Source organism: Psychromicrobium ferritrahens, from assembly GCF_043789415.1.
Taxonomy (GTDB): domain Bacteria; phylum Actinomycetota; class Actinomycetes; order Actinomycetales; family Micrococcaceae; genus Renibacterium.
The window spans coordinates 1,606,768-1,631,046 of the sequence record NZ_JBDLLW010000001.1; the positions used below are offsets into that span (position 1 = coordinate 1,606,768).

Here is a 24,279-nt window from a genome sequence, read left to right on the forward strand (position 1 = left end):
GCAACACACGTTGGGAGGAACATGGAGAACCAGAAGTGGACCCAGTTCCGCGAGAATCGCAATCGGACGCTGCCCAGCCCGCATGGTTGGCTGAGTCTGACCTCTTTGCAATGGCTGCCCGAATCGCCGGGAGAATTGCTGGAGCTACCGGGGTCGTGGAGCGTTCAGGACGGCGCAGCCACCGTGACAGCGACGGCCCAGGACAAGCTGCTGCTGGTCCACGGTGAAGCGCCGGTGACCGGAACGATCAGCGCCCGGCTCGAGGAGAACGAGTCACTGAACTGGCTGCGCCATGGCAGCGTGCTCGTTGAACTGGCCAGACGAGGCGGCCACTACGCGATCCGCACCCGGGATTCCGAGGCACCTACCCTGAAGAACTTCAGCGCCGTGCCGAGCTTTGACTACAACCCCGATTTCCTAGTCAGCGGGCGGTTCACGCCCTACCCGGACCCGCAAGCACGCGAGATCTCCACCGCGAACCCCCGAGTTCCAGGGCAGAGCACCGTAGTGGGTGAGATCAGCTTCGAGCTGGCCGGTCGCCCCGAGCGGCTGCTCGCCGAGCAGAACGGCTCGGACTTACTGGTGAATTTCCACGATCCGAGCAACGGGGAACTCACCGCGGGCTGGCGCTTTCTGAGTGTCCCGGCACCGGATGCCTCCGGGCAGCTTGAGCTCGACTTCAACTACGCGCTCAACTGGCCCAGCGGTTTCAGCGCTTATGGCACCTGCCCCCGGCCGGTGCCTGAGAACCAGCTCTCGGTGCCCGTACTGGCGGGGGAGAAGAAGCTCTAGCTCAGACGATCGCGGAGATCCCGGTGATTGCCCGGCCAGCGATCAGGGTGTTCACCTCGTGAGAACCCTCGTAGGTGTAAATCGCTTCAGCATCAGCGAAGCACTTGGCCATCCGGTAGTCGGTGACAATGCCGTTGCCGCCCAGGATCGACCGTCCCATCGCCACGGTTTCCCGCATCCGCTCGGTGGTGAAAGCCTTGGCCAGCGCCACCTGCTCCATGCTCATCTCCGGCAACGAGGTCAATTGCGCCATCAGTGCCAAAGAGGCGGTGGCATTGCCCAGCATCTTCACCAATTGCGCCTGCACCAGCTGGAAGGAAGCCAGCGGACGGCCGAACTGCAAGCGTTCCACGGCGTACTGCCGGGCGACGTCGAACGCTCCCAGCTGCTGTCCCACCGCCTGCCAGGCGACCATCACCCGGGAACCCTGCAAGAGCACATTGGTGTCCTTGAAGGAGTCGATTCCCTGGAACCGGTCAGCCTCGGAGATCCTGACGTCTTCGAGCAAGATGTGCGCGTTCTGCACGGTGCGCAGCGCGATCTTGTGCTCGATCTTCTCCCGGCTCACTCCGGGCAGCTCGGCGTCCAGAATGAAGCCGCGCATCTGACCGTTTTCCGCATCGCGCGCCCAGAGCAGCATGTAATCGCAGAAGGTGCCGTTGCCGATCCAGCGCTTTGCGCCATTGATAATCCAGTCATCACCGTCACGACGCGCGGTCGTCGTCATTCCACCGGCCACATCGGAGCCGTGTTCGGGCTCAGTGAGCGCAAAGGCACCCGTGGTGCGCAGAGCCAAGGCATCAGCCAGATAGCGGCCCCGCTGCTCCTCGGTGCCGAACTGGTACAGCGATTCCACGAAAAGATCGTGATGCACTAGGAAGAATGTGGCCAATGAAGTATCCACCCGGGTCATCTCGGCGATCACCAGGCCGGAGAAGAGAGGGCTGTAGCCCTGCTGAATCGCGGTGGACAACCCTAATCCGGCCAGCCCGGGCAGAATCGACTCGGGGAATTCCGCTTTGTTCCACCAATCGACGCAATAGGGCGCTACTTGTTCCCTGAGAAATTCGCGCAGGCGGCCGAGCTTTTGCTGCTCGAAACCGGTCAGTCCGGATTCCAGGGAGAAGAAATCTGCGCTGGGCAGCGCGGTGACATCGATCATTTAGGCTGCATCCTGATAGCACCGTCCAGGCGGATCGTCTCACCATTGAGCATCGCATTGGCCACGATGTGCTCCACCAGGCCAGCGTATTCGGCGGGCTTGCCCAGTCGCGAGGGGTGAGGCACCTGGGCGGCCAGTGAATCCTGCGCGGCTTGCGGCAAGCTGGCCATCATCGGGGTCTCGAAAATACCCGGGGCGATTGTCATCACCCTGATCAGCGAGCGCGCCAGTTCCCGGGCCACCGGCAGCGTCATAGCAGCCACTGCGCCCTTGGACGCCGAATAAGCGGCCTGACCGATCTGCCCGTCAAAAGCCGCCACCGAAGCGGTATTGACGATCACGCCGCGCTCTTCGGTATCGAATTCTCCGATCAAGGGCTCGTTCTCGGCCATCGCCGCAGCAGCCAATCGCAGCACATTGAAGGTACCGATCAGATTGACCTGGATCACCCGGACGAAGGCCTCCATCGGCAGCACGCCATCACGGCCCAATACCTTGCCGGGGGTGGCGATTCCCGCACAGTTCACCACGACCCGCAGAGGACCCAGCTGTGCTGCGATTTCGATGGCTTCTTTGACCTCTTGATCGTGTAGCACGTTCGCCGGTACGAAGACCGCGCTCTTCTCCCGCTGAGCGGAGAGCTCCCGAGCCAGTTCCGCGCCGTTCGAGTTCGGAAGATCGAGCAGCACCACGGTGAGTCCTGCAGCGTGAAGCCGACGTGCTGTGGCCGCTCCCAACCCGGACGCACCGCCGGTGATCAGGGCCGTAGCGTGCTCCGCAACCAGATTAGTCAGCTCCACAAGTCCTCCTCAGAATCGTTCGTTAATGAATCCTAACTGAGAACCCCAGGCCAGAAAACGGATTGTTTCCGCGCGTCGCCCACTATCAACTGAGATGCTGAAAGCGAGCCCGCCCTGTGGAGGATAAGGTGTTTGAATGAGCAGCGCCGAGCACTGGGCCAACCGCGCGGCGAGCGCGGCAGCCGCCGTCAATAAGCGCTTCGGACACCGTCTGCTGGGCCTACCGGGCACCTGGCTGGGAAACATCTCCAGTCCGCCGCGCTGCGGTGTGGAATGGCACTACTGGTGGCAGGCGCACTACCTGGACTGCCTGGTGGATTCAGGCTGGCGAGAACTTTCCCACCGCAGCCGGCCGGTGGAGCAGCCCTCCGAGCCCTCCGGTGAGGCCGTCGTCGAGCTTGAGCTCACCTTGAAACGCATCAAGGCCATGCCCCGTAGCATCCGGCTGCGCAATTTCCTGCGCTTCAGCAATAGTTATTTCGACGATATGGCCTGGCTGGCGCTGGCAGCTGAGCGAGCCAATGAACTAACTCAACGGGTCGATGGCCAGGCGTTGCCCCAGCTGCGAAGTCTCCGGAAAAGCTTGCGGGCGCAGCTTCGGAGCGCGCTCAGCCCGGATCTCGGCGGCGGGATGTTCTGGTCCAAGCAACGGGATTACAAGAACACCGCGATCAACGGGCCGGGGGCCCTGTACTTCGGACGAATCGGAGACCAGAAGCGGGCTCAGCAAGTGCTGGACTGGATGAAGCACGCTCTCTGGGACCCGCAACGCCAGCTCTTTATTGACGGAATCCATCTGCGGGCCAGCGGCCCGGAGCGGGAAGAGAACCTCTGGACCTACAACCAGGGACCGGTGCTGAGCGCTCTGCTCAGCCGACCGACCGCTGAGAATCTGTCGATTGCGGAGGCTCTGATTCACGGCGTCAAACGAGGCCTGCTGAGGGACGGCGCCCTCGTGCTGCACGGCAGCGGCGACCTAGGACTGTTCACCGGGATACTGGTGCGGTATCTATCGCTCGCTGCGAGTGATGCCGCTCTGCCACCGGCCAGCCGGGAGACTGCCCGTCAGCTGGTCTTCGCAACCGCTGAAGCACTGTGGGCTTCACGCTCCACCGGCGGGCCCTTGGTGTTCACCCGGGATTCAGCGCTCAACGCTGATCAGGCGTATCCACCGGGGACTCCGATCGAGCTATCGAGTCAGCTACAGGCTTGGATGATTTTCGAAGCAGCGTATCGGCTCGCTTCGGCCTGAAGACATCCGCGAGAATCACCAAGCCAAGGAAAACCAGGGCCACCGAGAGCGAGGCACTCACATCGCTCAACCAGTGATAGCCCAGGTAGAGCCTGCTGAGTGCGACCAGTCCGATGGTGACCAGCGCGGCCAGCAGCCAGAGCACGAGCTTGCCACTGCGGTAACTTCTGCTGAGCAGAAGATAGCCCAGCACCAGGATGAAGATCGCCATCCCCAGGGTGTGCCCGGAAGGGAACGAAAAAGAGTGATTGACGCCGGTTGCCATATCGGCGAGCGGTGGCCGACGCCGCCCCACGATGTGCTTGATGATGTTGGAGCTCGCTGCGCCGAGCGCCATAGCGCCCACCCAGAGGGTCGGCCGCCACCATTCCCGACGGATCAGGAACCACAAGCCAGCGGAGATCAGCACGATACTCGCGAGCCAAGGAGGAGAAGCCAGGGTGCTGATGATCGCGAAGAAGATGGTCCAACCGTGGTTGCGCTGCCGCAGCAGATCCTGGAAGACCGGTCGATCCAGGGCAGCCAGCCCGGCGTTCGCGTGAACCATGGAATAGATCAGGGTGAATCCGACAATGCCCAGCAGCAAGAGCACCCCGCTGAGAATGAGCAGGCCTCGTCGATGTTGCGTGGGCAGCACGGCTACTGGCGCAGAATTCACCTGGTTATCTTGCCCGAGAAAGCTGAGCAAGTGCTGTGTCCCCCGGTATCGAGTGAGGTTTAGGGCTTGGCTTTCTGGGGATAGGGCGTCTCATGCCGAGAGAGCATCTCGACGAAACTGGCAATCCTGCGTTGCCTCGCGATCGGCGTCTTGAGCTGGCTGAGCCTGAAGTAGAGGGCGAACCTGTTCTGCGCGGTGAGCACCTGAAGCATTTTCTGCGCCTCGGGATTGGCGCTGATCGCCGCGAGCAGATCCTCGGGCAGACTGGCATCGCTCTGCCGAGCATAGGCCATTTCCCAGCGCCCATCGGCTTTCGCTGCCTGTACCGCGGCCAAGCCGGCCGGGAACATCCTTCCTTCTTGCTCGAGCCTGGCCACGATCTCGGTGTTACGCACCGACCAGCTGCTCTTGGGTCCGCGCGGCGTCCAGCGCTGGAAGAAGCTCTGCTCGTCCCGACGTCGTACTTGGCCGTCGATCCAGCCGAAGCAGAGTGCTTCATTCAGCGCCAGATCGTAGGTGACCTCGGTGACCTGGCCGCCCTTTTTGTGGTGAACCAGCCATACTCCGCGGCTGCTCTGGTGGTTCTCGACGAGCCAATCCCGCCACTGAGCGGCGTTCTTGAGCAGCAGTTCCGGGAGTTCGATAGCCATCAACCTATGCTAGCCGGGCCCGCTGCCCGCATCGAGTGTGCAGATCTACACGTTAAAACACCCTCAAAAGGTGTAGATCTGCACACTCGGCGGAGGGTCGGGGTGCGAGCGTTCAGACTTCCGGGGCAATTTCCGGTAGAACTGAATCATGAGCGTACGCACCCCCGACCCTTATCCCGGCTGGCTTTCCGAAGACGATCTCCACGAAGCGCGGAACCGCTTGCCGATGGTCTATGTCGAAGCCGTACCGGTGCGGCTCGACCCGCTGGGCTACGTCAATGAGATCGGCTTGCTGTTGCAGGCGGATGAAGACGGCAGCATGATTCGCACCCTGGTCTCCGGGCGCGTGCTCTACCGGGAGACCATCAGGGCGGCTCTGCTGCGCCATATCGAGAAGGACCTCGGCCCGCTGGCTTTTCCGCTGCTGCCGATCAGCCCGGTGCCCTTCACCGTGGCCGAGTACTTCCCGGCCCCCTCGCAAACCAGCTTCACCGACGAACGGCAGCACGCCGTCGCCCTGGTTTATATCGTCCCGGTGACCGGCGAATGCAGCCCGCGCCAGGATGCTCTGGAACTCACCTGGATGACCCCACAGGAGGTGCTCAGCCCCGGTGTGCAGGCGGAGTTCGACGGCGGTCGCGGCGAGCTGGTGCGCCAGGCACTGGCCTACGCCGGCATCGCGAGTCAGTGAGTCACTTCTTCCGCAATACCCAGATCGTGCCACCGGTTCCCAGCCCGGCACCGGCCAGCAAGACCCCCGCCCCTAGCACGACCCAGAGCCAAAGTGGCCAGCCCGTCTCTGAAACCTCCTGCTGATCGACCCAGGGAACCGTAGCCTGACCCAGCATCGGCAACTTGTTCGAAGAAGGTTTCTGCGGTGGCTTCTTCGCGGCTGCATCGGGCGGGCAGGCGGTCTGCTGGGCCTTCTGCTTCGTGTTCCCCTGCTGAGTCTCGCCTTGTTTGCCCTTCTCGGAGGACGCAGCAGCGGGAGCATCACCGACCAGAACGGTGAGGGTCTGGTGATCGCTCACCCGCTCGCCGCCGGAGAGCACAGCGGATTGAGTCATGCTGAGCCGGTAGATCCCGGGTGCACTGAAGGCCCAATTGCCGTGGGCGTGGGTGCCCAGCGGGATCTGATAACTGCCGCCAGCGCTGAGCACCTGGATCGGCGAGCCGAAGGCACTCAGCTCGAAGATGTGCACTTGTCCCGGGCCATTTACTGCATCCAAGGTCCAGCTGACCGGACTGGAGACCTGCCCTAGGCCGAGTTCTTCGGTGTTCCAGCCCAGCCAGACCAGACCGGGTCGTTGGGTCTGCGGGATCTGGTAGACCTGGCTACCAGCCGCCCCGAGGAAGTCGAAGGCACCCCCCGGCAGGGTGATCTTGGCTTCTGGCTTCAGCTTGATCACGGTATCGGAGGGCTCGCGCCACTGCACCGCGCTCGAGGTGCCATCCTTGATCTGGGATCGCAGCTTGCCGTCGACGATCCGGCTGGCGAAGTCGACGTGCCCTTGATCGAGGACCACGGCTCCCGGCGGCAGTGCCTGAGCAGCACCCCCGGCGTCCCCGGCCAGGCAAGCCAGCGGCGGCTGCGGCTTCGATCCGCCCGGAGCGGCCGCGGAAGGACCGGAGGAATCGGCTGTTTTGATCGACTTCGGCAGACCGTGCACCTTTTCACCGGCGAAGCATCGCGCCGGATCGACCCCGCTCGGATCAATGTGCTCGCCGACCACCCAGGTCACCGTGAAATCGCTGCTCTGGCCGTTTGCCGCACTCCGGTGGAAAGCCGTGCAATACACCCCGGGCGTCGAGAAGGCCCAAGAGCCGTGCTGATGAACTCCCGCCGGAATAGTGAACTGATTGACTCCGCTGGCAGAGTTGAATTTGATCTCAGCCTGCCCCAGATCACTGAGCTGATACATCGCGAAGTCCCCGGGCGCCGGCCCGGAAGAACCCACCGTACCGAGTCTGGTCAGCGTCCAGCCCACCGGCCCGAGCTGCGGCACCTCTTCGGTGGACCAACCGGGCCAGAGCAATCCGGCTTCCTGGGTCTGGCCGAGGACGTAGACCTGCGCGCCGGAAGCGCCCAAGAACCCGAAACTGGAACCCGAACGAATGGTGTGCTTCGCCGCATTCTTCACCTGAAGCACCGTCTTGGCCGGGTCACGATACTGCACCGGCCCACGCGAGGAGTCCTTGATCTGAGTGGTCAGACCTCGGCCACCCAGTCTGCTGGCCAAATCGACATGTCCTTCGGAGAGCACGGTGACGCCGACCGGTTTCTGCCCGGCCGGGGAACCGTCCTTACCTCCGGGTTTGACGACGTCGCCCGGCTTGCTTGCGGACCCACCCTGAGCGCAGGGCTTGAGCTTGCCGCGGTCAAGGTAATCCGGGGCTCCCGGGGTTTCGGAACCGAGCACGAAGGTCAGCAGGGTGCTCGAGCTGAGGGCCTGCGAAGTGCCCGGGCGTTGCGCCGAGACGTTCAGCGGAACGCAGTAGACCCCTGGCTGATCGAAGGACCAGCGCAGGCTGTTATCCCGTGATTGCGCGGCGAGCGAGGTCTGCTGCAGGCCGGACGCAGGATTGCTGGACAGCACCGGCGTCTGGCCGCGCAGCAATTCGACAGTGCCGGGCCCGCGGATCTGGCCGAAGGAAAGACCCATCAGGCCACTAAGCGTCGAGGGAGCGATTCGCCCCGAGTCGAGTAAAAGCGCCGGTGCGGCGTCGGCGTCCCCGGCCTCGAAGAGATACCGACCTCCGGAGAGCAACCCGGAGGAAAGGATCAGCGCCGTGGCTGAGGCGTCCTTTACCGGGCTCACGGTGCTGCTCTGCAGCCGGGCATTGAGCCCCAACCCTGAGCTGCTCAGCAGCGGTTCCAAGGCAACCAGCCCTGAGCGCAGCACGCTCTTCGAGGCGTCTGGGGCGGGGGCCACTTTAGGGTGCGAGAGCAGGCTAAGACCCTTGGTGCCTTCGGATCGATCGCACGGAATCTGCTGACTGGCCAGGGCTGGATCGCCCACCCAGATGGTCAGCTGAGCCGCATCACTGACCCAGCTACCCGAGGACATCCCAGCTTTCGCTTCGAAGGCCAGGCAGTATTTTCCGGGTTGGCTGAAGGTCCAATTGAAGTGATTGTGGCTGGCCGCACCGATGGGGTAGCTCTGCGGCATTCCCTGACGACTGTCGAAGTAAACGGCATCGGGTCGTAGCCTGTCGGTCACCGCATCATTGAAGAACATTGCGAAATGCCCACCCGCCGGCCCGAGCACGCGGGTCAGGCTGGCATCCTGAAAGCCGAAGCTCAGATCCGAGGGAGCGAAATCCTCACCACTGAACCCCGGCCAGAGGTGGTGCGCCAGATCTGCCTCGCTCTGCCCGTAGTACCAGTACGGGCTACCCGCGGCGCCGACCAGGCCGAAGTTCTGCTGGGCGGTCGCGGTCGGGATCTTGCCCGAACGCACCCCGGTGAGCACCAGGTCCTTGAAGGGCACGCGTTGCTGCGACGTCGCGACCTGAAGCTGCAGGGACCGGCCATCCCCACTCAGGGGCGCTCGGACGTCCAGGTGCCCCTGACCGATCACCTTGACGGTATCCGGGTCCGGATCAGAGGTTCCCGGATCGGTGGGCGAGCCTCCGCAGAGCGCAGGCTTTGCGGGCAAAGCGCCGACGTAGAAGGTATACGTGCCGGTCGCGCTGAGCAGGCCGCCCTGCTTGCTCTTGATCGACTGCTCAATGGTCAGGCAGTACCTGCCCGGGAGGGTGAACTCAGTGGCCAAACTGCTAGTTACTCCCAGTTCAAGAGAGGCCGGGGGTGCAAGAGAGGTTGCGGAGCCGCCCTGAGTCAGCCCCGTGCTCTCCACGGTTACTGCGGCTCCGGCAGCCTTGCCAGTCAAGGAGACCTTGCCGCCTTCCGGGGCGACGACCTTGCGTAGGCTCAACACATTCGCCGAGTTGCTGCCACTGAAATCTCGAATGGTCTCACCGCGGGCGTTGAGCTCCGAGGAGTTCTTGTCTGCGCCTTTGCCCACCAGGGTGCCGGTGCCCAGCAGCAATCTGCCGGAACCGACATAGCTCGAACCGTTCTGCTGAGAGCCAATCAAGGCATTGGAGGCCAGATAATTCTCCGTGGCCGGGGTCTGATAGCTCCCTGAACTGCTCTGGTCTTGAGCAGACAGGTGCACAATCGCCTGATCAGCGGCAACGAAACTCTGCTGGCTGAAATCCTTATTGCCCTCCGCATCGAGCCAAGGAACCCGATTGACCGCGAGCCCGGGAGTGAATGATTCGACCCTGCCCGGATTACCTTCAAAGGCTTTGACCAGCGGGGCGATCTGAAGATAACCGGCATCGAGCACGGCCGGCGTCGCCGGGGTTGCCGCAGCCGCCGGGGCAGCGATCGCGGCGACCGGCAGCACAGTGCCTGACAGGATCACCGCCACGCCGAACATCACGGTGCTGCGGGCTATCACGGTGCGGGTTAAAACGGTGCGGAATTTCACGGAGTTCTTTCTAAGCTCATGAAAACGAGCTCGCGATACGGGAGGCGCTGGCCGCCAAAGAGCCGTGGGATGGCTTGAAATTGAGGGTGCCATCCCACGGCTCCGAGGGCACGATTACTTAGTGACGAACTTCAAGGTGATGGTTCCGGAGGCTCCGACCTTGCCCTCGGGGTTACTCGCCGTGACGTTCACCAGGTAGGTGCCCTTGGCGCTGAAGGTCCACTTCGGATGAGCGTGGAAGGCCTCATCCTCACCGGCCTCCAAAGCCACCGTGTGGCTGTTTCCGGAGCTGACTACTCCGCTGCCACTCGGGAAGTTGAGGTTCAGGGTGCCCGGATTACTCGAGGCCGGGCTCACGGTGAACTTAATATGATCCCCGCCCTTGAGCTTGGTGTAGAGACCCTGCTCACCTGAGTCAGCGCCTGGGGCTTCGTTTCCGGAGCCAGCAAAGCCGGTAAACAGTTCATTACCGGTCTGGGTGGCCGGAATGATCCACTTATTGCCTTCCTTCTTAGTCACCGAGAATTCGATGTTCGCAGCCTGGGCTGCGGTGTAGTAATTCCCGGCGTTCTCATCGTTGGTGCCAAGCACCAGCTTGCTTCCGTCGCTGCTCACGGAGGCCCGGACGACGTCGATATGGCCGACCGAGATAACGGTTGCAGCCTGCGCCGGGGTGCTTACTGCCAGGCTGAGTGCTGCGATGCCAGCGAAAACGGTAGCCGCAATACCCGCTCTCCTGGCGTTTCCATGACGGTGCTTAGTACTCGCTGAAGGATGTTCTAAGGTGTGGCTGATAGTCACGATGCGCTCTTTCTAGCGTCGGGGGATAGATTTATTGAGAATGATTCTCAATAAATCTATCCTTCATTAAATGAGAATCATTGTCAATAACACGTGTCCTCTGTTGCCTGACCTTGCCCAGCAATCCATGCTTGGGCGCGAAGAGCCAAGCGAGCAGGAACAGCGAGGTGGCCACCAGCACGATGGTGCCGCCCACCGGGAAATCCAGACTCCAGGAGATGTAGAGCCCGGTGATCGCCGAGAAACCGCCGATCAGCGGTGCCAGGATCATCATGACGCCGAGCCTGTCGGTCAACAGCCGGGCCGCCGCGGCGGGGGTGATCAAAAGGGCGAGCACCAGGATATTGCCGATGGTCTGCAGGGATAGCACCACCGCAATGGTGACCAGCACGTAGAGCAACATATCGAGCCACAGCACGGGCAAACCGACAGCGCGAGCCATATCTCGATCCACACTGACCGCCACGAACTCTTTTCCGAAGATCGCCACAATGAGCAGTACCCCAGCGCCACCGATTCCCACTGTCCAGACATCCTCCATCGGAATCCCGGTGATTGAGCCGAACAGGAAAGACTCCAGCGAACCCGCATAGCCTGGGGATCGGGAGATGATGATGATGCCGAGTGCAAAGGCCGCCGCGAAAATCACCCCGATCAAACTGTCTTCCTTGATCCGCCGGTTCTGTGAGAACAGCGCGACCAAGACCGCGGTCAGGATTCCTGCGGCAGCGCCGCCGAGCATCAGATTCCCCTGCACTACAAACGCCACCGCAAGACCGGGGAACACCGCGTGCGATACCGCATCGCCGATAAATGCCATCCCACGCAACACCACGAAGCTACCGATCACCCCGCAGATCACCGAGGAGAAGAGCGAGACCAGAAGTGCCTTGGGCAGGAAGCTCAGCGTCGGATTGCTGAGATCCTGGAAGAATTCGATCGGCGTCACCGCTGCACCACCGAAGAAGTAGGCAGGCCCAGCTGGCCAGCCGTTTCAGGCGATCCAGACAATTCAGGTAGTTCGGGCAGCAGCACTCGGGTGCCGAAAATGCTCCGCCAATGCTCGGAGGCTAGCACCTCACCGGGGCTCGAATCGATCAGGATCCGCCGATCCAGCAGGGCCAGCCTGCTGCATTCCAGGGCCGCGCTGTAGAGATCATGGGTGGTCATCAGCAAGGCTTTGCCCTCGCTGGTGAGCTGCCGGAACAAGGCGGTCAGGATCTCCTGAGTCGGGGTATCAAGCCCGGTGAACGGCTCATCGAGCAGCAGCAGTTCCGGGTTGAGCGCGAGCGCCCGAGCCACCAGCACGCGCTGCCGCTGACCGCCGGAGAGCTCGCCCACCGGACGACGTCGTAAATCGGTCAGGCCGACTCGTTCAAGTGCCAGCCGCACGGCTTTGAAATCCTCTAAGCCGGGGCGGCGAAACCAGCCAATTCGGGCCACCCGCCCGGTCATCACGGCATTTTCAATGGTGATCGGAAAGTCCCAGGAGAATTCATGGCGTTGCGGTACATAACCGATCCGATGCCGGGCCGCTGCGAGCGGCTGCCCGGCGATCCGGATCGTTCCCCGGCTTTTCAGTAAGCCAAGGATCGACCGTAAGAGCGTCGTCTTCCCTGCGCCATTGGGTCCGAGCAGGCCGAGCTGCTCACCCGGACCAATCTCCAGATCCACGCCGTGGAGCACTCGTCGACCCGCCAACTCCACCTCGACGCCCTTCATTTCAAGCGCTTTCATCGCGGATCCCCGTTTCCTACCCCCGAGCCGCTCGCAGCCCGCTCCACCTCTGCTCTAGCGCGTCGGCTCTTCACGATCGAGCGGAACAACAGCAGCAGCACCACGATGACCAGCACCCCGAGCAGGCCTCCCCCGATCAGCCAGAGCAATTGCTCCGGTGAGGCCTGCGACTGGGAGGTGCTGGACGCCGACGCAGTGGGCTGCTGGGTCGCAACCTCGGCAAAGGCCGCCCGGGGGTCGGCAACCGAGCCGACGGCGAAGCGCAGCACCTGGCGGTCCGAGGTGCTTCGGCCGTCCTTCAATTCGGCGGCGAACTCCACAGTGAGCAGGTAGACCCCCGGCTCACTGAAGACCCAATTGGCATGGGTGTGCACATTGGCATCGACGAAGATATCTTGCCGGGCGGGCTTCTTGGAGTCCCAGAGGATCTGCGGCTGGCCGAGATCCCCCGATTGCAGGTACATCATCACCGAGCCGGGGCCCTGAGTAGAGAGCAGGCTGAACCGCACTTGGCGTTTGAGCAGCTCGATCACCCGGGGATCCTGAGTGTTCCAGCCCGCCCAGACCACCCCGGGCTGCTGGGTCTGCGGCACCACGTAGACTGACTCGCCGGGTGCCACTCCGAGGAAGCCATAGCTCGGATCATCCGGCACCACCTGCTTGGCCCGATCCGAGACTTGCAGCACGACGTCGGGCAGCGAACGCCAGACCGGACGCTGACCCGAGGAATCGTGGATCTGCACAGACCAATCCGAATTCACTCCCTTTGCGAAGCGCGGCCCAATATCGATGTGACCATCGGAGATCACTGCCTGGCCGCTGAGCGCTGGCTCATCAGGGGAGATGCTCTGCTGCAGATCTGGAGGGGGCGTGGCAGCCAGCGCGAGCGGAGCAGTCAGCGTGCCCAGTAATAATGCAGTCACCAGAGCTGCGGGAATCAATTTCATGGAACAACTTTCCGGTCGGGATTGAGGCAGTCAGCCACGGAATCGGCGTTGGCGCGCATCATCTGCAGGTAGCTGTGCACGTGCTCGTCGAAGGTGTCCCCGTAGATGGTGCACACCTGAACTCCCAGTTCCGCGGCGAGTTGGGTGAGGGTGGATGACCTGGTGCGCAGATTGGGTTCCAGGAACACCGCCTTGACCCGCAGGTTGGTCATCGTCTGGGTGAGTTTCTGACGTTCCGCGATGCTCGGCTCGACCGCCGGGTTAGGGGTGACGAAACCTGCGATGGTCAACCGGTAACGGTCAGCGAAGTAGCCGAAGGCATCGTGAGTGGTGATCAACTGGCGCTGGGCAAGAGGAATCGAATCGATCCTGGATTCCACATAACTGTCCAGGGCATCCAACTGCTCGGCGTAGTGCTGAGCGTTCTTCAGGTAGACCTCGCGCCCGGCGGGATCGACTCGGATCAGCGCGTCCCGGATCACTCCGACATAGGCCTTGGCGTTGCGGACATCCTGCCAGAGGTGCGGGTCGATTTCGCCGTGCACGTGCTTACCGAGTACGGCCTGGGGCAGTTGGTAGACCTGCTCACCAGAGTTGCCCAGGAAGCGGTAGCCCGGCCCGGCGGGAATCTCGTGCAGCGCCTTGTTCGGCACTTCGATCACGGTGTTGTCGGCGTCGAACTCAGATTGCGTGTAGTCCCCGGAGCCCTCCGGGTCGGCGTAGAGGTAGAGTCGTTTGGCGTCCAGGTCAGCGGCGAGGTCGGCATGGCCGCTGCCGAGCACCGTCCGAGGCTTACCGTTCCGGCCCGTCCCGGCGTCCTCGGGATTCACCCCCACCGCGAAACTGAACTCCTGCTGTCCGATCTGCTGAGCGGGTTTGCCCGGAGCCGGGCGTAATTCTGCGTTGACCGTGAGCCGGTAGATCCCGGGCTTGGTGAAAGCCCAACTGACGTGGGTGTGCGCATCGGGTGGCAAAATCGTCTGGTCGTGGCCATCCAGACCGTCAGCGGAGTTGAAGTAGATCTCGGTCTTGCCGAAGGACTCCGTGCCGTAAGCGATCAGCGAACCGGGGCCCTCGACCTTGCTGGCTCGCAATTGCACATCTGAGTTCCGATCCGCCCCCCATTGGGCGCCGGTACCGCGCACGCGTAGCCCCAGCCAGATGGTATCCAGAGTCAGGTTCTCCATCAGTGGGATGATGTTCGCGCCGTATTTTTCGCTCGCTTCGGCGAGCGAGATGTTCGGCACACCGGAGGGCAGATTCGCATCGAGGGATTTGATCAGATTGTGCTCTTCGAGCAGCAGATGGTTGGTGAAGGCCAGGTTCGCGTAGGCGATATTGCGGACATCCCGCAGACTCGGCTCATAGCTGTGCGGGTCGGCACCCTCGGGCACCAGCGCGATCACCTGGGCACGATCACCGGCGACGTTCCGGGCCAGGTCAGCGATAATGCCGGTCGTCGTCACCACCTTGATCCGATGATCAGCGGTATCGAAGGTGCTGCTCACCGCGCAACCGCTGAGCACGGTGCCGAACAGCACAGCCAGGGCAGCAGTGAGCAGCAAGCGGCCACGGTGCGGACGAGTTGAAAGTAGCATCAGGATCTTTCCAAGGAGATTCGCTTCATCATAACGATAATGATTCTCATTTGCATATATTGCATTACGCTCCATCCACTTGCCTCAGGGAGAATGGGTGAGTGCCTGCCTCAGATTTCAACTTCAGCGTCACCTCCAGATTGACCGAGACCGCCCCGGATCAGGGCGAGTTCCTCGGCCGAACCGGGACGATCTCCACCCCGCACGGTGAGATCCAGACTCCCGCTTTTATCGCCGTTGGGACCAAAGCGACAGTGAAGGCCGTACTGCCCGATTCAATGAAGGAACTCGGCGCCCAGGCCTTGCTCTCCAACGCTTATCACCTCTATTTGCAACCGGGCCCGGAGATCGTGGACGAAGCGGGCGGTCTGGGGCGTTTCATGAACTGGCAGGGCCCAACTTTCACCGATTCCGGGGGTTTCCAGGTGATGAGCCTGGGCTCGGGATTCAAAAAAGTGATCAATATGGATGCGGTGGACAATTCAGGGGCCGATGACCGAGTCGCCGCGGGCCGGGAACGACTGGCGCATATCGATGACGACGGCGTCTGGTTCAAATCTCATCTCGACGGTTCCCGGCACCGCTTCACCCCTGAGGTCTCCATGCAGGTGCAGCATCAGCTCGGCGCGGACATCATGTTCGCCTTCGATGAGCTCACCACCCTGCACAATTCCCGCGGCTACCAAGAAGCCGCTCTGGAACGCACCAGGCTCTGGGCGGAACGCTGTATAGCGGAGCATCAAAAACTCACTCAGCAGCGAATCGCCAAGCCGTATCAGGCACTTTTCGGGGTGATTCAGGGCGCTCAGTATGAAGATCTGCGGCGCAAGGCCTGTATAGATCTTGGCGGCATGGAGATCGATGGCGCTGGCTTCGACGGGTTCGGCCTGGGCGGCGCCCTGGAGAAGGAGAACCTGGGCACCATTGTCCGTTGGTGCTGCGAGGAACTGCCGGAGAGCAAGCCGAAACATCTGCTGGGCATCTCGGAGCCGGATGACCTCTTCGTCGCCATTGAGAACGGCGCAGACACCTTCGACTGCGTCTCCCCCACCCGGGTAGCCCGCAACTCGGCCTTCTACACCCCCTATGGCCGGAAGAATCTCTCCAATGCGAAGTACAAGAAGGACTTCGGCCCGCTGATGGAGGGCTGCGACTGCTACGCCTGCGCGCACTACACCAGGGCGTACATCCACCACCTGTACAAGGCCAAGGAAATGCTCTCGCACACCCTGATCTCGATCCACAATGAGCGCTTCGTGGTCAAAATGGTCGACGACGCCCGGCTGTCGATCGACGACGGCAGCTTCTTTGAGTTCAAAGCCGAGACCCTGGGCAATTACTACAGCCACTAAGTCCTGATCTCCAAAACCAGCTATCCCACCGAGTGGTGCTGGTGTTACTGATGCACAGCATTTTTCGCAACATCTGCAACATCCGTCACATTCAATGGGACGGCTGGAACCTGCGGGGGCTTGAACGGCTGTTGGTAGGTTGGGGGTATGAGCTTCACTGCGCCGTCGAGCTTCAGCACTCGGCCGACCTTGCAAGGCACGTTCGGGATGAGCGCCAGCACGCACTGGCTGGCGACGGCGACCGCTCAGTCAGTGCTGGAACGCGGCGGTAACGCTTTCGACGCCGCCACTGCCGCGGCTTTCGTGCTGCACGTCGTCGAACCCCATCTGAACGGACCGGGCGGCGATCTGACCGCCATCTTCAGCAACGCCCAAGATCCAGCCCCGAAAGTCTTGATGGGTCAGGGACCCGCGCCGGCCGCCGCCACTCGGGAACACTATCTCGCCGAGGGCCTGGATCTGGTTCCTGGTTCTGGCGCGCTCGCGGCGGCGGTTCCCGGAGCGGTCGATGCCTGGCTGCTCCTGTTGCACGATCATGGCAGCTGGAGACTCCCGGACGTTCTGGACTACGCGATCGGCTACGCCCGGCACGGGCACCCGGTTGCCGCCGGAGTCTGCCGGACGATTGAGACGGTCCGCGAACTGTTCGCAGAGCACTGGACCAGCTCGGCCGCTCAATGGCTACCCGATGGCAAGCCTCCCCGCACCGGAGAATTGGTGTTCAACCACCCTTGGGCGAGCACTTTGCAGAAACTCAGCCAGGCTGCACCCGATGGCTCTCGAAACGAGCAGATCACCGCGGCCCGGGAACTCTGGAAACAGCAGATCGCAGCAGCCGTCGAAACCTTCGCGAAGACACCGCATCGGCATTCGGACGGACGCGATCATGCAGGAGTGATCAGCGCGCAGGACTTCCGGGATTTCTCCGCTTACTACGAGACTCCGGTCACCCTGGAATTCCGCGGGCACACCATCGTCAAAGCGGGGCCCTGGAGCCAGGGACCAGCGCTCTTGCAAAGCCTGCGCATCCTGGACGGCTTCGACGATGAATACCTGGACCCGTCCACCGCACTCGGCGCTCATCACATCCTGGAAGCCCAGAAACTGGCCTACGCCGACCGCGAGGCGTATTACGGTGATCGAGAAGATATTCCCCTTGAAGTACTTCTCTCGGCGGACTACGCAGCAGGCCGCCGGGCATTGATCGGTGAGCGAGCCAGCCATTCCTTCCGCCCCGGCGTCGTTCCAGGTCGAGAAGCCTTCACGCCGCCCCTCCGCACTGAATATTCCACCAGCAACATAAACAGCGCGGGGCTGGGCGAACCCACTGTGCGGGCGAGCGGCGAAACCCGCGGCGATACCTGCCACCTGGATGTGATTGACCGCTGGGGCAATATCATTTCGGCCACCCCCTCGGGCGGTTGGTTGCAGAGCTCACCGTATATCCCTGAAGTCGGTTTTTGCCTGGGCACCCGACTGCAGATGAGTTGGCTGGAGCCGGGCGGCCCGGCAAGCCTGGAACCCGGTCACCGCCCCAGAAGCACCCTGACACCGACGTTGCTGCTCAAAGACGGCCGGGCGGTCAGCGCACTGGGTTCTCCGGGAGGAGATCAGCAGGATCAGTGGCAGTTGCTCTTTCTGCTCCGCACCCTGGTGGGCGGGTACAGCCCTCAGCAGGCCATCGACGCGCCGGCCCTGCACACCACCTCCTTGGCGGGCTCGTTCTGGCCCAGAACCTGGGAGCCCGGAGGTGCCGTGGTGGAAAACCGGCTCGGCGAAGAGGTGATCACTGAGCTGGAGCACCGAGGGCACCGGGTGACCCGGGCCGGCGACTGGGCGCTGGGCAGGCTTTGCGTGGTCGGCGTCGACCCCGCATCAGAAGTTTTTTATGCCGCAGCCAACCCTCGGGGAATGCAAGGGTATGCCTCTGGGCGTTAAGTCAGCAGGACCACAGAAAAGGGAGAAACCATGGAATCCACCGAACTACTCAGCGATGCCTTCAACCGGATCGACGAAGAAGTCCGAGAAGTACTCGACGGATTGGCAACCCAGACCATGAATACCCAGCCGGCAGCTGGCCATCGCGAGCGTGCCAATTCGATCAGCTGGCTGATCTGGCATCTGAGCAGAATTCAAGATGATCACCTGGCGCAGGTCGCCGGAACCGAGCAACTGTGGACCCAGCAGGGGTTCGCGGAGCGCGCTGGCCTGCCGTTGCAGAACAAAGACACCGGCTACGGGCACAGCGCGGACGAAGCTGCCTCAGTGGTTTTCGACGGACCGCAGTTGCTCTCCGAATACCACCATGCTGTGCATCATACGACTCAGCAGTTCATCGCGGGGCTGAGTTCGGCAGATCTCGATCGGGTGGTCGATACACGCTGGAATCCGCCGGTGACCCTGGGCGTGCGCCTGGTGAGCGTGCTCTCCGATTGCTCTCAGCACGTCGGCCAGGCTGCTTATGTGAAAGGACTGCTACGCGGCTGAGGACGCCAGAGCAGCTAAACGGCTGCTGGCTCGGCGGCTTCGAGCCCATAGCTGGGCTCGTGCCGTTTGATCCAGTTGATCACCACGGCGGTCACCGGAACAAAGAGATACTGCACTGCCACCTTGTAGACAAAGCCCACGATCACATAATTCGCCCAGCCGCCGACGTCGGTAATGCCGATCACCGGCGCTGCCACGGTGCAGAAAATCAACGTGTCGATGAATTCGCCGACTCCCGAGGAACCGAGCAGCCGGACCCAGACTCGGCGCTCCCCCTGGCGAGCCTTGAGCCGCACCATGATGAAGGAATTCATCAACTGCCCCGCCAGAAAAGCGAGCAAGGAACCGGCGACCAGCTGCGGCACCGGCCCCAGCACGTTCTCCAGGGCGGCCTGCCTCTGGTGCCCGAAGTCGTCATCGAACCCCGGCAGGATAATGATGATCCAATAGCTCAGGGAAGCGAAAACGGAGAGCCCGAAACAGGTGAAGACCGCTTTACGGGCCACTTTGAAGCCGTAGACCTCACTGATCACGTCGCCCAGGATGTAGGCGAAAGGGAACAGGAAAAAACCACCATCAGTGATGATCGGGCCGAACTGCACGCCTTTCACGGCGCCGATTCCGGAAAGCACCACGATCACCGCCATCACGGCGAGCAGAATTCCAAAGTAACGGCTGCCCAGAGCTGCGTAACGGGCGGGTGCGGTAGATTTCATCGGGTTCCTGGTCTGAGAGCTAGTTGAAAGACCCGTCTGCACCCAGGCCGCACACCATTCTACCCATCAAAACCGCAGCGCTCCAGCGCTCGGCCCGCCGGAGAACCGAGACGCAGACGCCGTTAGGCGGCCACTCCGGTGCTGAGCACCTTGCCCCGGAAGAACTCCGGCTTTCGAAGATACATCACCAGCATCAGCGCCGCACCGAGCAGGATCACGCCGATTCCCAAGATGAAGACCAGTCCGACTCCGCCGACCTCGGAGCCCGAGCCATAGCCGGGGTCCATTGAATCGATGGCGGTTTTGACGAACATCATCAGCAGGATCAGACCACCGAGCAGTGGGAAGAGCAAGGTGAAGAAGAAACCGCGGACCGAGGCGAACCAGCGCCTCCGGAAGTACCAGACACAGGCCAGCGCGGTGATGCCGTAGTAGAAGCAGATCATCATGCCCAGCGCGGTGATGGTGTCCCAGAGCGCGTTCTCCGAGATGATCCTGGTCAGCGCGTAGAAGGCGGCAGCCGCGATGGCGGAGGCAATGGTCGCCACCGAGGGGGATTTATAGCTCGGGCTGACCCTGCCGAAGGACTGGGGCAGCGCCCGGTAGTGCCCCATCGCGAGCAGGGTGCGGCCCGGCGAGACGAAAGTCGATTGCAGAGAGGCCGCCGAGCTGGAGAGGATGGCGAGCGACATCAGGATCGCGAAGGGGCCCATCACCGGTCCGGCCAGCACCGCGAAAATGCTGGCCTGGTTCTCCGGGTTTCCCGCCCCCAGCCCGGTATCACCCACTCCGGCGTAGCACAGCGTAGCGAGCGCCACCACGAGATAGATGGCCACGATGATCACCACGGTGAGCGTCGCCGCCCGCCCCGGAGTCTTCTGCGGGTTCTTGGTCTCCTCGTTCATGGTCAGAGTGACGTCCCACCCCCAGTAGATGAAGATGGAGAGCGAAACCCCGGCGGCGAAATCCGAGAAAGAACTGACCGCAAAGGGGTTGAACCAATCCGGACTGATCGCGGTGGCATCGAAGGCACTACCGGCGGCCAAGTGGGCGAATGCCGATACCGCAAACCAGCCCAGCACGAGCAACTGAAACCCCACCAGGATGTACTGAAAGCTCTTGGTGGTCTCCATGCCACGGTAGGAGATCCAACAGGCCAGGGCGATGAAGACGAAAGTGGTGGCGATGTTCAGCGGCAGGTTCTTGCTCAGCTCACCCAGCTCCGGGTTGGCGAAGATCTGGGCGAGCATCAGATAGAAGAAATCGACGGCGACGGCGGCCAGGTTGGAGAGCACGATAATGGTCGCCGCAATCAGTCCCCAGCCGCCCATCCAGCCGATCCAGGGGCCGAAAGCCCGGCTGGCCCAGGTGAAGGATGTTCCGGAGTCGGGCATCGCATTATTCAGCTCCCGGTAGCCGAAGGCCACCAGCAGCATCGGGATGAAGCCGACCAGAAAGATCGCGGGTAGCTGCACGCCGACCACTGAGACGGTGGGCCCGAGCGCCGCGGTCAGGGTATAGGCCGGGGCGATGCAGGAGATCCCGATCACCACGGCACCCAGGAGGCCGACCGATCCGGCTTTGAGCCCCTTCTCGCTCAGCCCTTTTTCGCTCAGCACCTCTTCACCCTTGGCCTTGACCCGAGACTTTGGGGCATCTTTTCCGCCCAGCTCCGTTGCTGCAGAATTGCTCATCTTTCCCCTCAAGGTGTGTTTCGAGATTGATGGCCGCGCGGCAGCACGATCATCGGCACCGGCAGAGCCCGCAGGATTCGGTGCGCGGTGCTGCCCAGGAATAGTGCTCTGGACGCCGCTAGCCGGCTGGAGCCGATCAGCAGAATCTCTCCGGGCTCCTCCCAGGGCAGAGCGTCGACGGTCTGCTCTATGCTTCCGCCCTGCGCCACCACGATCTCGGGGTTGACGGCGGAGGCAGGACGCTTGGCGAGCGCGAGTCGCAGCTTCAACTGCAAACTCTCCCGGGCTGCGAGTTCCAAGCCGTCCAGAGGCAGTAAAGAAATCAAGCGTAGCGGCAGGCCACGGCGTTCAGCCGAGTCGAGAGCCAGTTCAAGCACCTCATCGGCGCCGGCCCGATCGCCGATTCCACAGCTCAGCCGGGTGATCGGCTGCTGATTCTGGTACCCCCGCGGCACCAGGGCCACCGGCACCCTTGCTGCATGCAGCAAGGAGCTCGCGGTGCTCCCCACCGTGAACCGGCGGAACAGTCCCTGATTGGCTGCCCCGATCACCAACAGCCCGGCGTCGAACTCTGCGGCAGCGGCAATCAGCGCTTCCGCCTCGGATTCGCCGTGGCGCAGATGGGTTCTTGCAGCAATGTCCTGGGGCACCAGCTCGTCGGCCTCACGAAGCCACTGCTCCGCCTGCTCTTGCAGAATCGAGTCGGGAGCGGGCGGGTACACCGCTCCATAGGGCGAAGCGGCGGGGAGCACCAGCACGATCTCGAGTTCGGCGTCCTGCCTGCGGGCTAGCGCAATCGCCAGATTGAGCGCTTCCCGGCCCCGGGCATTGGCGCTGTAGCAGACCACATAGCGCATCAGGTACCCGCCGGTGCAACCGGATTCGCGACGGGCAGGTGCGCCGGAGCACCCAGTTCATCGACCAGCGCAGCGGCCGTGGCCTGCCCTATTCGGACGGCGCCGTCGACGTGCTGATAGCCTTCGGCGGCAAGGTCCGAACTGGACCAGTGGATGGGGCCGACGGGAGCACGCTGATCGGCGCCGTAGCGGTGCAAACCGCCTAAATCGAAGCTGGCGGCATAGGCGCCGCGAGTCCATTCCTCCGAACCCCAGTCCGATTCGTAATAGACCACCGGTTCCAGCGCCTGGGGGCCCAGGTAACGCGCCAGTGAAGCGAGGATCTCCCGCCGGCGTTCCTCAGCGCTCAAGGCGAAGACCCGATCGGCTTTCTCATCTGAGACGAAACCCACCAGGGTGCCGCGCGGATCCTGATGGTTCGTATTGTCGTAAACCTCCTGAACCAGCTCCGCCGCTCCGAAGCCGGTTCCGGAGAGTCCGTCCTGGCGCCAGAAAGGGGTCTGGTACACGGCGTGCACCTTGATCACCAGGCCGAGTGACTGGTGCTGGTGCATCTGATGCTGACGGCGTGGCAGCGGCGGGTCAAAGGAGACCCTGGAATAGAGGTTGGGCGGCACCGCCATCACCACCCGGCGTCCAGACACCGAAACCCCGTCGGCTTCGACCAGCACCGAATCCGACGTCCAGCGGATGGTGCGCACCGGAGCATTGAGGATGACGTCCTCGCCCAGTTCCGCGGCCATCCGTTCGGACACCTGCTGCATGCCGCCGATCACGCGCTTGTCCAGGATGAAAGTGTCATCGACCAAATTGCTGAACGAGCCGGCTGAGGCCGACATGAGCACCGCTTGCAGCACGGAAAAGGCATGGGCCGGCTTGGTGAGCATGCCCCCGGCGATGAACAGCCCGATGCAGTTGCAGGCTTCTTCGTCGTCAGACTGCTGCCGCAACCAGTGGTGGAAAGAGATGGTATCCAATTCACGCGCCCGGGGGTGTGCCCAGGGCTGCTCCGCACCGATCTCGGCGGCCAGCTCGTCGAGAATCCTGGTCAGCCGATCCATCTCCGCCGCGGTGCGCTCGGAGACCGGGAATACCTCTCCGGTATAGCGGGTGCGCTGGCCATCGGGAGCGAGATAGACCGATTCGCCATCCCGGTAACGGCTAAAGGTCTCTAAGCCGAGTTCTTCGAGTAGGCCGATCAGCACGGTCTGATCGGGTGAGACCCACTGACCGCCGATTTCGAGCACAGCGCCTTCCACGGTGTCCGTCCAGGTGCGGCCGCCCACCCGATCCCGGGCTTCCACAACGGCCACGCGGTACCCGGCGCGTTTCAATTTCCAGGCGACGCTCAGCCCGGATGGCCCGGCCCCGACCACGACCACGTCCCTCGTCAATGTGCTCATGGCTCCCCTTTGATTAGGTCGATATTCATTCACATCGGACTGATACATATAAATGAATACAATTCATTTATATGTATGCTAGCTCACAATTAAGAAAAAGGACATCACACTTCAGGCTCTGCCACCGGGTGAGATAATCAACTTCTGAGCAATTCGAAGGGACCACCATGGCGGATATGGCTGCCGCACAGCAATCTGGCGGCAAACGACGGGCCGGCCGGCCGGTCAAGGCCGTATTAGCCGTCGAGAGAATCATCCAGACAGCCCTCAACCTGGTCCGCCAAAGCGGTTATCAAGGACTCACCATGTCTGCCCTGGCGGGACGGCTCAATGTCGCACCCTCCGCGCTCTACAACCATGTGCGCTCAAAGAAGGAACTCCTGATCCTGGTGCAGGACCACTTGATGTCGCTGGTTGACGTCTCCTCCTTTGAGAGCAAACCCTGGGATGAAGCCATCCGTGACTGGGCCCGTTCCTACCGGGACGTCTTCGCGCACCACAGCCCGCTGATCCCGCTGATCGCGGTCCAGCCGATCACCAACTCACCCCAGACGCTGCGGATCTACGAAGCGGTGACCAAGGGCTTCAACCGTGTGGGCTGGCCTGAGGCCGAGATCGTCAATGCGGTAGTCGCCCTGGAATCCTTCATCTACGGCTCAGCCTTTGACGCCACCGCTCCGGAGAGCATCTTCGACATCGGAGCCTTGCAACCAGAGGCTCCCGCCCTGAGCAGCGCGGTGGCAGCGCGCGAAGCCGTTCATGGCCGCTACTCAGCCGAACCGGCCTTCGAGCTGGGTCTCGAATCGATCATTCAGGGCTTACAGTCCCGCTACCTTTCGAAACGCTGACCGAATCCGCGGGCTGAGCCGAAGAA

General features: G+C 62.4%; 21 protein-coding genes. 7 read left to right on the plus strand and 14 right to left on the minus strand.

All coding sequences use genetic code 11. The features are described from left to right. Positions 1-21 precede the first annotated feature (21 nt). Entirely contained in the window at positions 22-792 is a 771-nt protein-coding gene (locus ABDK06_RS07395) for a DUF1684 domain-containing protein (protein ID WP_394940317.1), read from the plus strand. Position 793: 1 nt separating this feature from the next. Here the strand turns inward: ABDK06_RS07395 and ABDK06_RS07400 are convergent, their stop codons facing one another. Then, the gene (locus tag ABDK06_RS07400) at positions 794-1,954 is read right to left on the minus strand and encodes an acyl-CoA dehydrogenase family protein (protein ID WP_394940318.1); all 1,161 of its coding nucleotides are present in this window, start codon (positions 1,952-1,954) and stop codon (positions 794-796) included. Beyond that, positions 1,951-2,754 (minus strand): SDR family NAD(P)-dependent oxidoreductase, encoded by an 804-nt coding sequence (locus tag ABDK06_RS07405; RefSeq protein ID WP_394940319.1) that lies wholly within the window; start codon positions 2,752-2,754, stop codon positions 1,951-1,953. The genes ABDK06_RS07400 and ABDK06_RS07405 overlap by 4 nt, the downstream gene beginning before the upstream one ends. Positions 2,755-2,890: 136 nt before the next feature. On the opposite strand from ABDK06_RS07405, the gene ABDK06_RS07410 reads away from it, so the two are divergent. Then, the gene (locus tag ABDK06_RS07410) at positions 2,891-4,006 is read left to right on the plus strand and encodes a glycoside hydrolase family 76 protein (protein WP_394940320.1); all 1,116 of its coding nucleotides are present in this window, start codon (positions 2,891-2,893) and stop codon (positions 4,004-4,006) included. Here the strand turns inward: ABDK06_RS07410 and ABDK06_RS07415 are convergent. Together ABDK06_RS07415 and ABDK06_RS07420 are read right to left on the minus strand one after the other, a co-directional pair. After that, positions 3,903-4,664, minus strand: a complete 762-nt coding sequence (locus ABDK06_RS07415; RefSeq protein ID WP_394940321.1) for a phosphatase PAP2 family protein — start codon at positions 4,662-4,664, stop codon at positions 3,903-3,905. The genes ABDK06_RS07410 and ABDK06_RS07415 overlap by 104 nt on opposite strands. A gap of 59 nt (positions 4,665-4,723) precedes the next feature. Continuing rightward, entirely contained in the window at positions 4,724-5,314 is a 591-nt protein-coding gene (locus ABDK06_RS07420; RefSeq protein ID WP_394940322.1) for a YdeI/OmpD-associated family protein, read from the minus strand. 148 nt (positions 5,315-5,462) lie between these two features. On the opposite strand from ABDK06_RS07420, the gene ABDK06_RS07425 reads away from it, so the two are divergent. Further along, a complete protein-coding gene (locus ABDK06_RS07425; protein WP_394940323.1) occupies positions 5,463-6,005 on the plus strand; it encodes an NUDIX hydrolase family protein in 543 nt (180 codons plus the stop codon). A 1-nt stretch (position 6,006) separates the two neighbouring features. Here ABDK06_RS07425 and ABDK06_RS07430 read toward each other — a convergent pair whose 3' ends face one another. The 6 genes from ABDK06_RS07430 to ABDK06_RS07455 form a co-directional block, all read right to left on the minus strand. After that, on the minus strand, positions 6,007-9,813 hold the full coding sequence (locus ABDK06_RS07430; protein ID WP_394940324.1) for a TIGR03773 family transporter-associated surface protein: 3,807 nt from the start codon (positions 9,811-9,813) through the stop codon (positions 6,007-6,009). Positions 9,814-9,927: 114 nt separating this feature from the next. Beyond that, complete coding sequence (locus ABDK06_RS07435; protein ID WP_394940325.1) at positions 9,928-10,614, minus strand: hypothetical protein; 687 nt, start codon at positions 10,612-10,614, stop codon at positions 9,928-9,930. A 31-nt stretch (positions 10,615-10,645) separates the two neighbouring features. Next, positions 10,646-11,563, minus strand: a complete 918-nt coding sequence (locus tag ABDK06_RS07440; RefSeq protein ID WP_394940326.1) for an anchored repeat-type ABC transporter permease subunit — start codon at positions 11,561-11,563, stop codon at positions 10,646-10,648. Beyond that, the gene (locus ABDK06_RS07445; RefSeq protein ID WP_394940327.1) at positions 11,560-12,351 is read right to left on the minus strand and encodes an anchored repeat-type ABC transporter ATP-binding subunit; all 792 of its coding nucleotides are present in this window, start codon (positions 12,349-12,351) and stop codon (positions 11,560-11,562) included. Before ABDK06_RS07445 ends, ABDK06_RS07440 begins: the two co-directional genes overlap by 4 nt. Beyond that, positions 12,348-13,298, minus strand: a complete 951-nt coding sequence (locus tag ABDK06_RS07450) for a choice-of-anchor M domain-containing protein (protein WP_394940328.1) — start codon at positions 13,296-13,298, stop codon at positions 12,348-12,350. The genes ABDK06_RS07445 and ABDK06_RS07450 overlap by 4 nt, the downstream gene beginning before the upstream one ends. Next, on the minus strand, positions 13,295-14,896 hold the full coding sequence (locus ABDK06_RS07455; protein ID WP_394940329.1) for an anchored repeat ABC transporter, substrate-binding protein: 1,602 nt from the start codon (positions 14,894-14,896) through the stop codon (positions 13,295-13,297). Before ABDK06_RS07455 ends, ABDK06_RS07450 begins: the two co-directional genes overlap by 4 nt. 101 nt (positions 14,897-14,997) lie before the next feature. Between ABDK06_RS07455 and tgt the strand changes: the two genes are divergently transcribed. The 3 genes from tgt (at position 14,998) to ABDK06_RS07470 (ending at position 18,735) form a co-directional block, all read left to right on the plus strand. Then, the gene (gene tgt, locus ABDK06_RS07460; protein WP_394940330.1) at positions 14,998-16,248 is read left to right on the plus strand and encodes a tRNA guanosine(34) transglycosylase Tgt; all 1,251 of its coding nucleotides are present in this window, start codon (positions 14,998-15,000) and stop codon (positions 16,246-16,248) included. Between the two features lie 147 nt (positions 16,249-16,395). After that, positions 16,396-18,186, plus strand: coding sequence for a gamma-glutamyltransferase family protein (locus tag ABDK06_RS07465; RefSeq protein ID WP_394940331.1), 1,791 nt, complete (start codon positions 16,396-16,398; stop codon positions 18,184-18,186). 30 nt (positions 18,187-18,216) lie between these two features. Continuing rightward, entirely contained in the window at positions 18,217-18,735 is a 519-nt protein-coding gene (locus ABDK06_RS07470) for a mycothiol transferase (protein WP_394940332.1), read from the plus strand. 14 nt (positions 18,736-18,749) lie between these two features. Here ABDK06_RS07470 and ABDK06_RS07475 read toward each other — a convergent pair whose 3' ends face one another. From ABDK06_RS07475 to ABDK06_RS07490, 4 genes are all read right to left on the minus strand, one after another. After that, a complete protein-coding gene (locus tag ABDK06_RS07475) occupies positions 18,750-19,451 on the minus strand; it encodes a queuosine precursor transporter (protein ID WP_394940333.1) in 702 nt (233 codons plus the stop codon). Positions 19,452-19,573: 122 nt separating this feature from the next. Beyond that, a complete protein-coding gene (locus tag ABDK06_RS07480) occupies positions 19,574-21,145 on the minus strand; it encodes an APC family permease (protein ID WP_394940334.1) in 1,572 nt (523 codons plus the stop codon). 8 nt (positions 21,146-21,153) lie between these two features. Continuing rightward, a complete protein-coding gene (locus tag ABDK06_RS07485) occupies positions 21,154-22,002 on the minus strand; it encodes a universal stress protein (protein WP_394940335.1) in 849 nt (282 codons plus the stop codon). Then, complete coding sequence (locus ABDK06_RS07490; protein ID WP_394940336.1) at positions 22,002-23,405, minus strand: flavin monoamine oxidase family protein; 1,404 nt, start codon at positions 23,403-23,405, stop codon at positions 22,002-22,004. The genes ABDK06_RS07485 and ABDK06_RS07490 overlap by 1 nt, the downstream gene beginning before the upstream one ends. A 167-nt stretch (positions 23,406-23,572) precedes the next feature. On the opposite strand from ABDK06_RS07490, the gene ABDK06_RS07495 reads away from it, so the two are divergent. Next, on the plus strand, positions 23,573-24,253 hold the full coding sequence (locus ABDK06_RS07495) for a TetR/AcrR family transcriptional regulator (RefSeq protein WP_394940337.1): 681 nt from the start codon (positions 23,573-23,575) through the stop codon (positions 24,251-24,253). Positions 24,254-24,279 lie beyond the last annotated feature (26 nt).

Excerpts from the sequence above, each read along its gene's own strand:
- ABDK06_RS07395 (WP_394940317.1), top strand. The coding sequence starts at position 22 with ATGGAGAACCAGAAGTGGACCCAGTTCCGCGAGAATCGCAATCGGACG.
- ABDK06_RS07400 (WP_394940318.1), bottom strand. The coding sequence starts at position 1,954 with ATGATCGATGTCACCGCGCTGCCCAGCGCAGATTTCTTCTCCCTGGAA.
- ABDK06_RS07410 (WP_394940320.1), top strand. The coding sequence starts at position 2,891 with ATGAGCAGCGCCGAGCACTGGGCCAACCGCGCGGCGAGCGCGGCAGCC.
- ABDK06_RS07420 (WP_394940322.1), bottom strand. The coding sequence starts at position 5,314 with ATGGCTATCGAACTCCCGGAACTGCTGCTCAAGAACGCCGCTCAGTGG.
- ABDK06_RS07425 (WP_394940323.1), top strand. The coding sequence starts at position 5,463 with ATGAGCGTACGCACCCCCGACCCTTATCCCGGCTGGCTTTCCGAAGAC.
- ABDK06_RS07445 (WP_394940327.1), bottom strand. The coding sequence starts at position 12,351 with ATGAAAGCGCTTGAAATGAAGGGCGTCGAGGTGGAGTTGGCGGGTCGA.
- ABDK06_RS07450 (WP_394940328.1), bottom strand. The coding sequence starts at position 13,298 with ATGAAATTGATTCCCGCAGCTCTGGTGACTGCATTATTACTGGGCACG.
- ABDK06_RS07455 (WP_394940329.1), bottom strand. The coding sequence starts at position 14,896 with ATGCTACTTTCAACTCGTCCGCACCGTGGCCGCTTGCTGCTCACTGCT.
- ABDK06_RS07465 (WP_394940331.1), top strand. The coding sequence starts at position 16,396 with ATGAGCTTCACTGCGCCGTCGAGCTTCAGCACTCGGCCGACCTTGCAA.
- ABDK06_RS07470 (WP_394940332.1), top strand. The coding sequence starts at position 18,217 with ATGGAATCCACCGAACTACTCAGCGATGCCTTCAACCGGATCGACGAA.
- ABDK06_RS07475 (WP_394940333.1), bottom strand. The coding sequence starts at position 19,451 with ATGAAATCTACCGCACCCGCCCGTTACGCAGCTCTGGGCAGCCGTTAC.
- ABDK06_RS07480 (WP_394940334.1), bottom strand. The coding sequence starts at position 21,145 with ATGAGCAATTCTGCAGCAACGGAGCTGGGCGGAAAAGATGCCCCAAAG.
- ABDK06_RS07485 (WP_394940335.1), bottom strand. The coding sequence starts at position 22,002 with ATGCGCTATGTGGTCTGCTACAGCGCCAATGCCCGGGGCCGGGAAGCG.
- ABDK06_RS07490 (WP_394940336.1), bottom strand. The coding sequence starts at position 23,405 with ATGAGCACATTGACGAGGGACGTGGTCGTGGTCGGGGCCGGGCCATCC.
- ABDK06_RS07495 (WP_394940337.1), top strand. The coding sequence starts at position 23,573 with ATGGCGGATATGGCTGCCGCACAGCAATCTGGCGGCAAACGACGGGCC.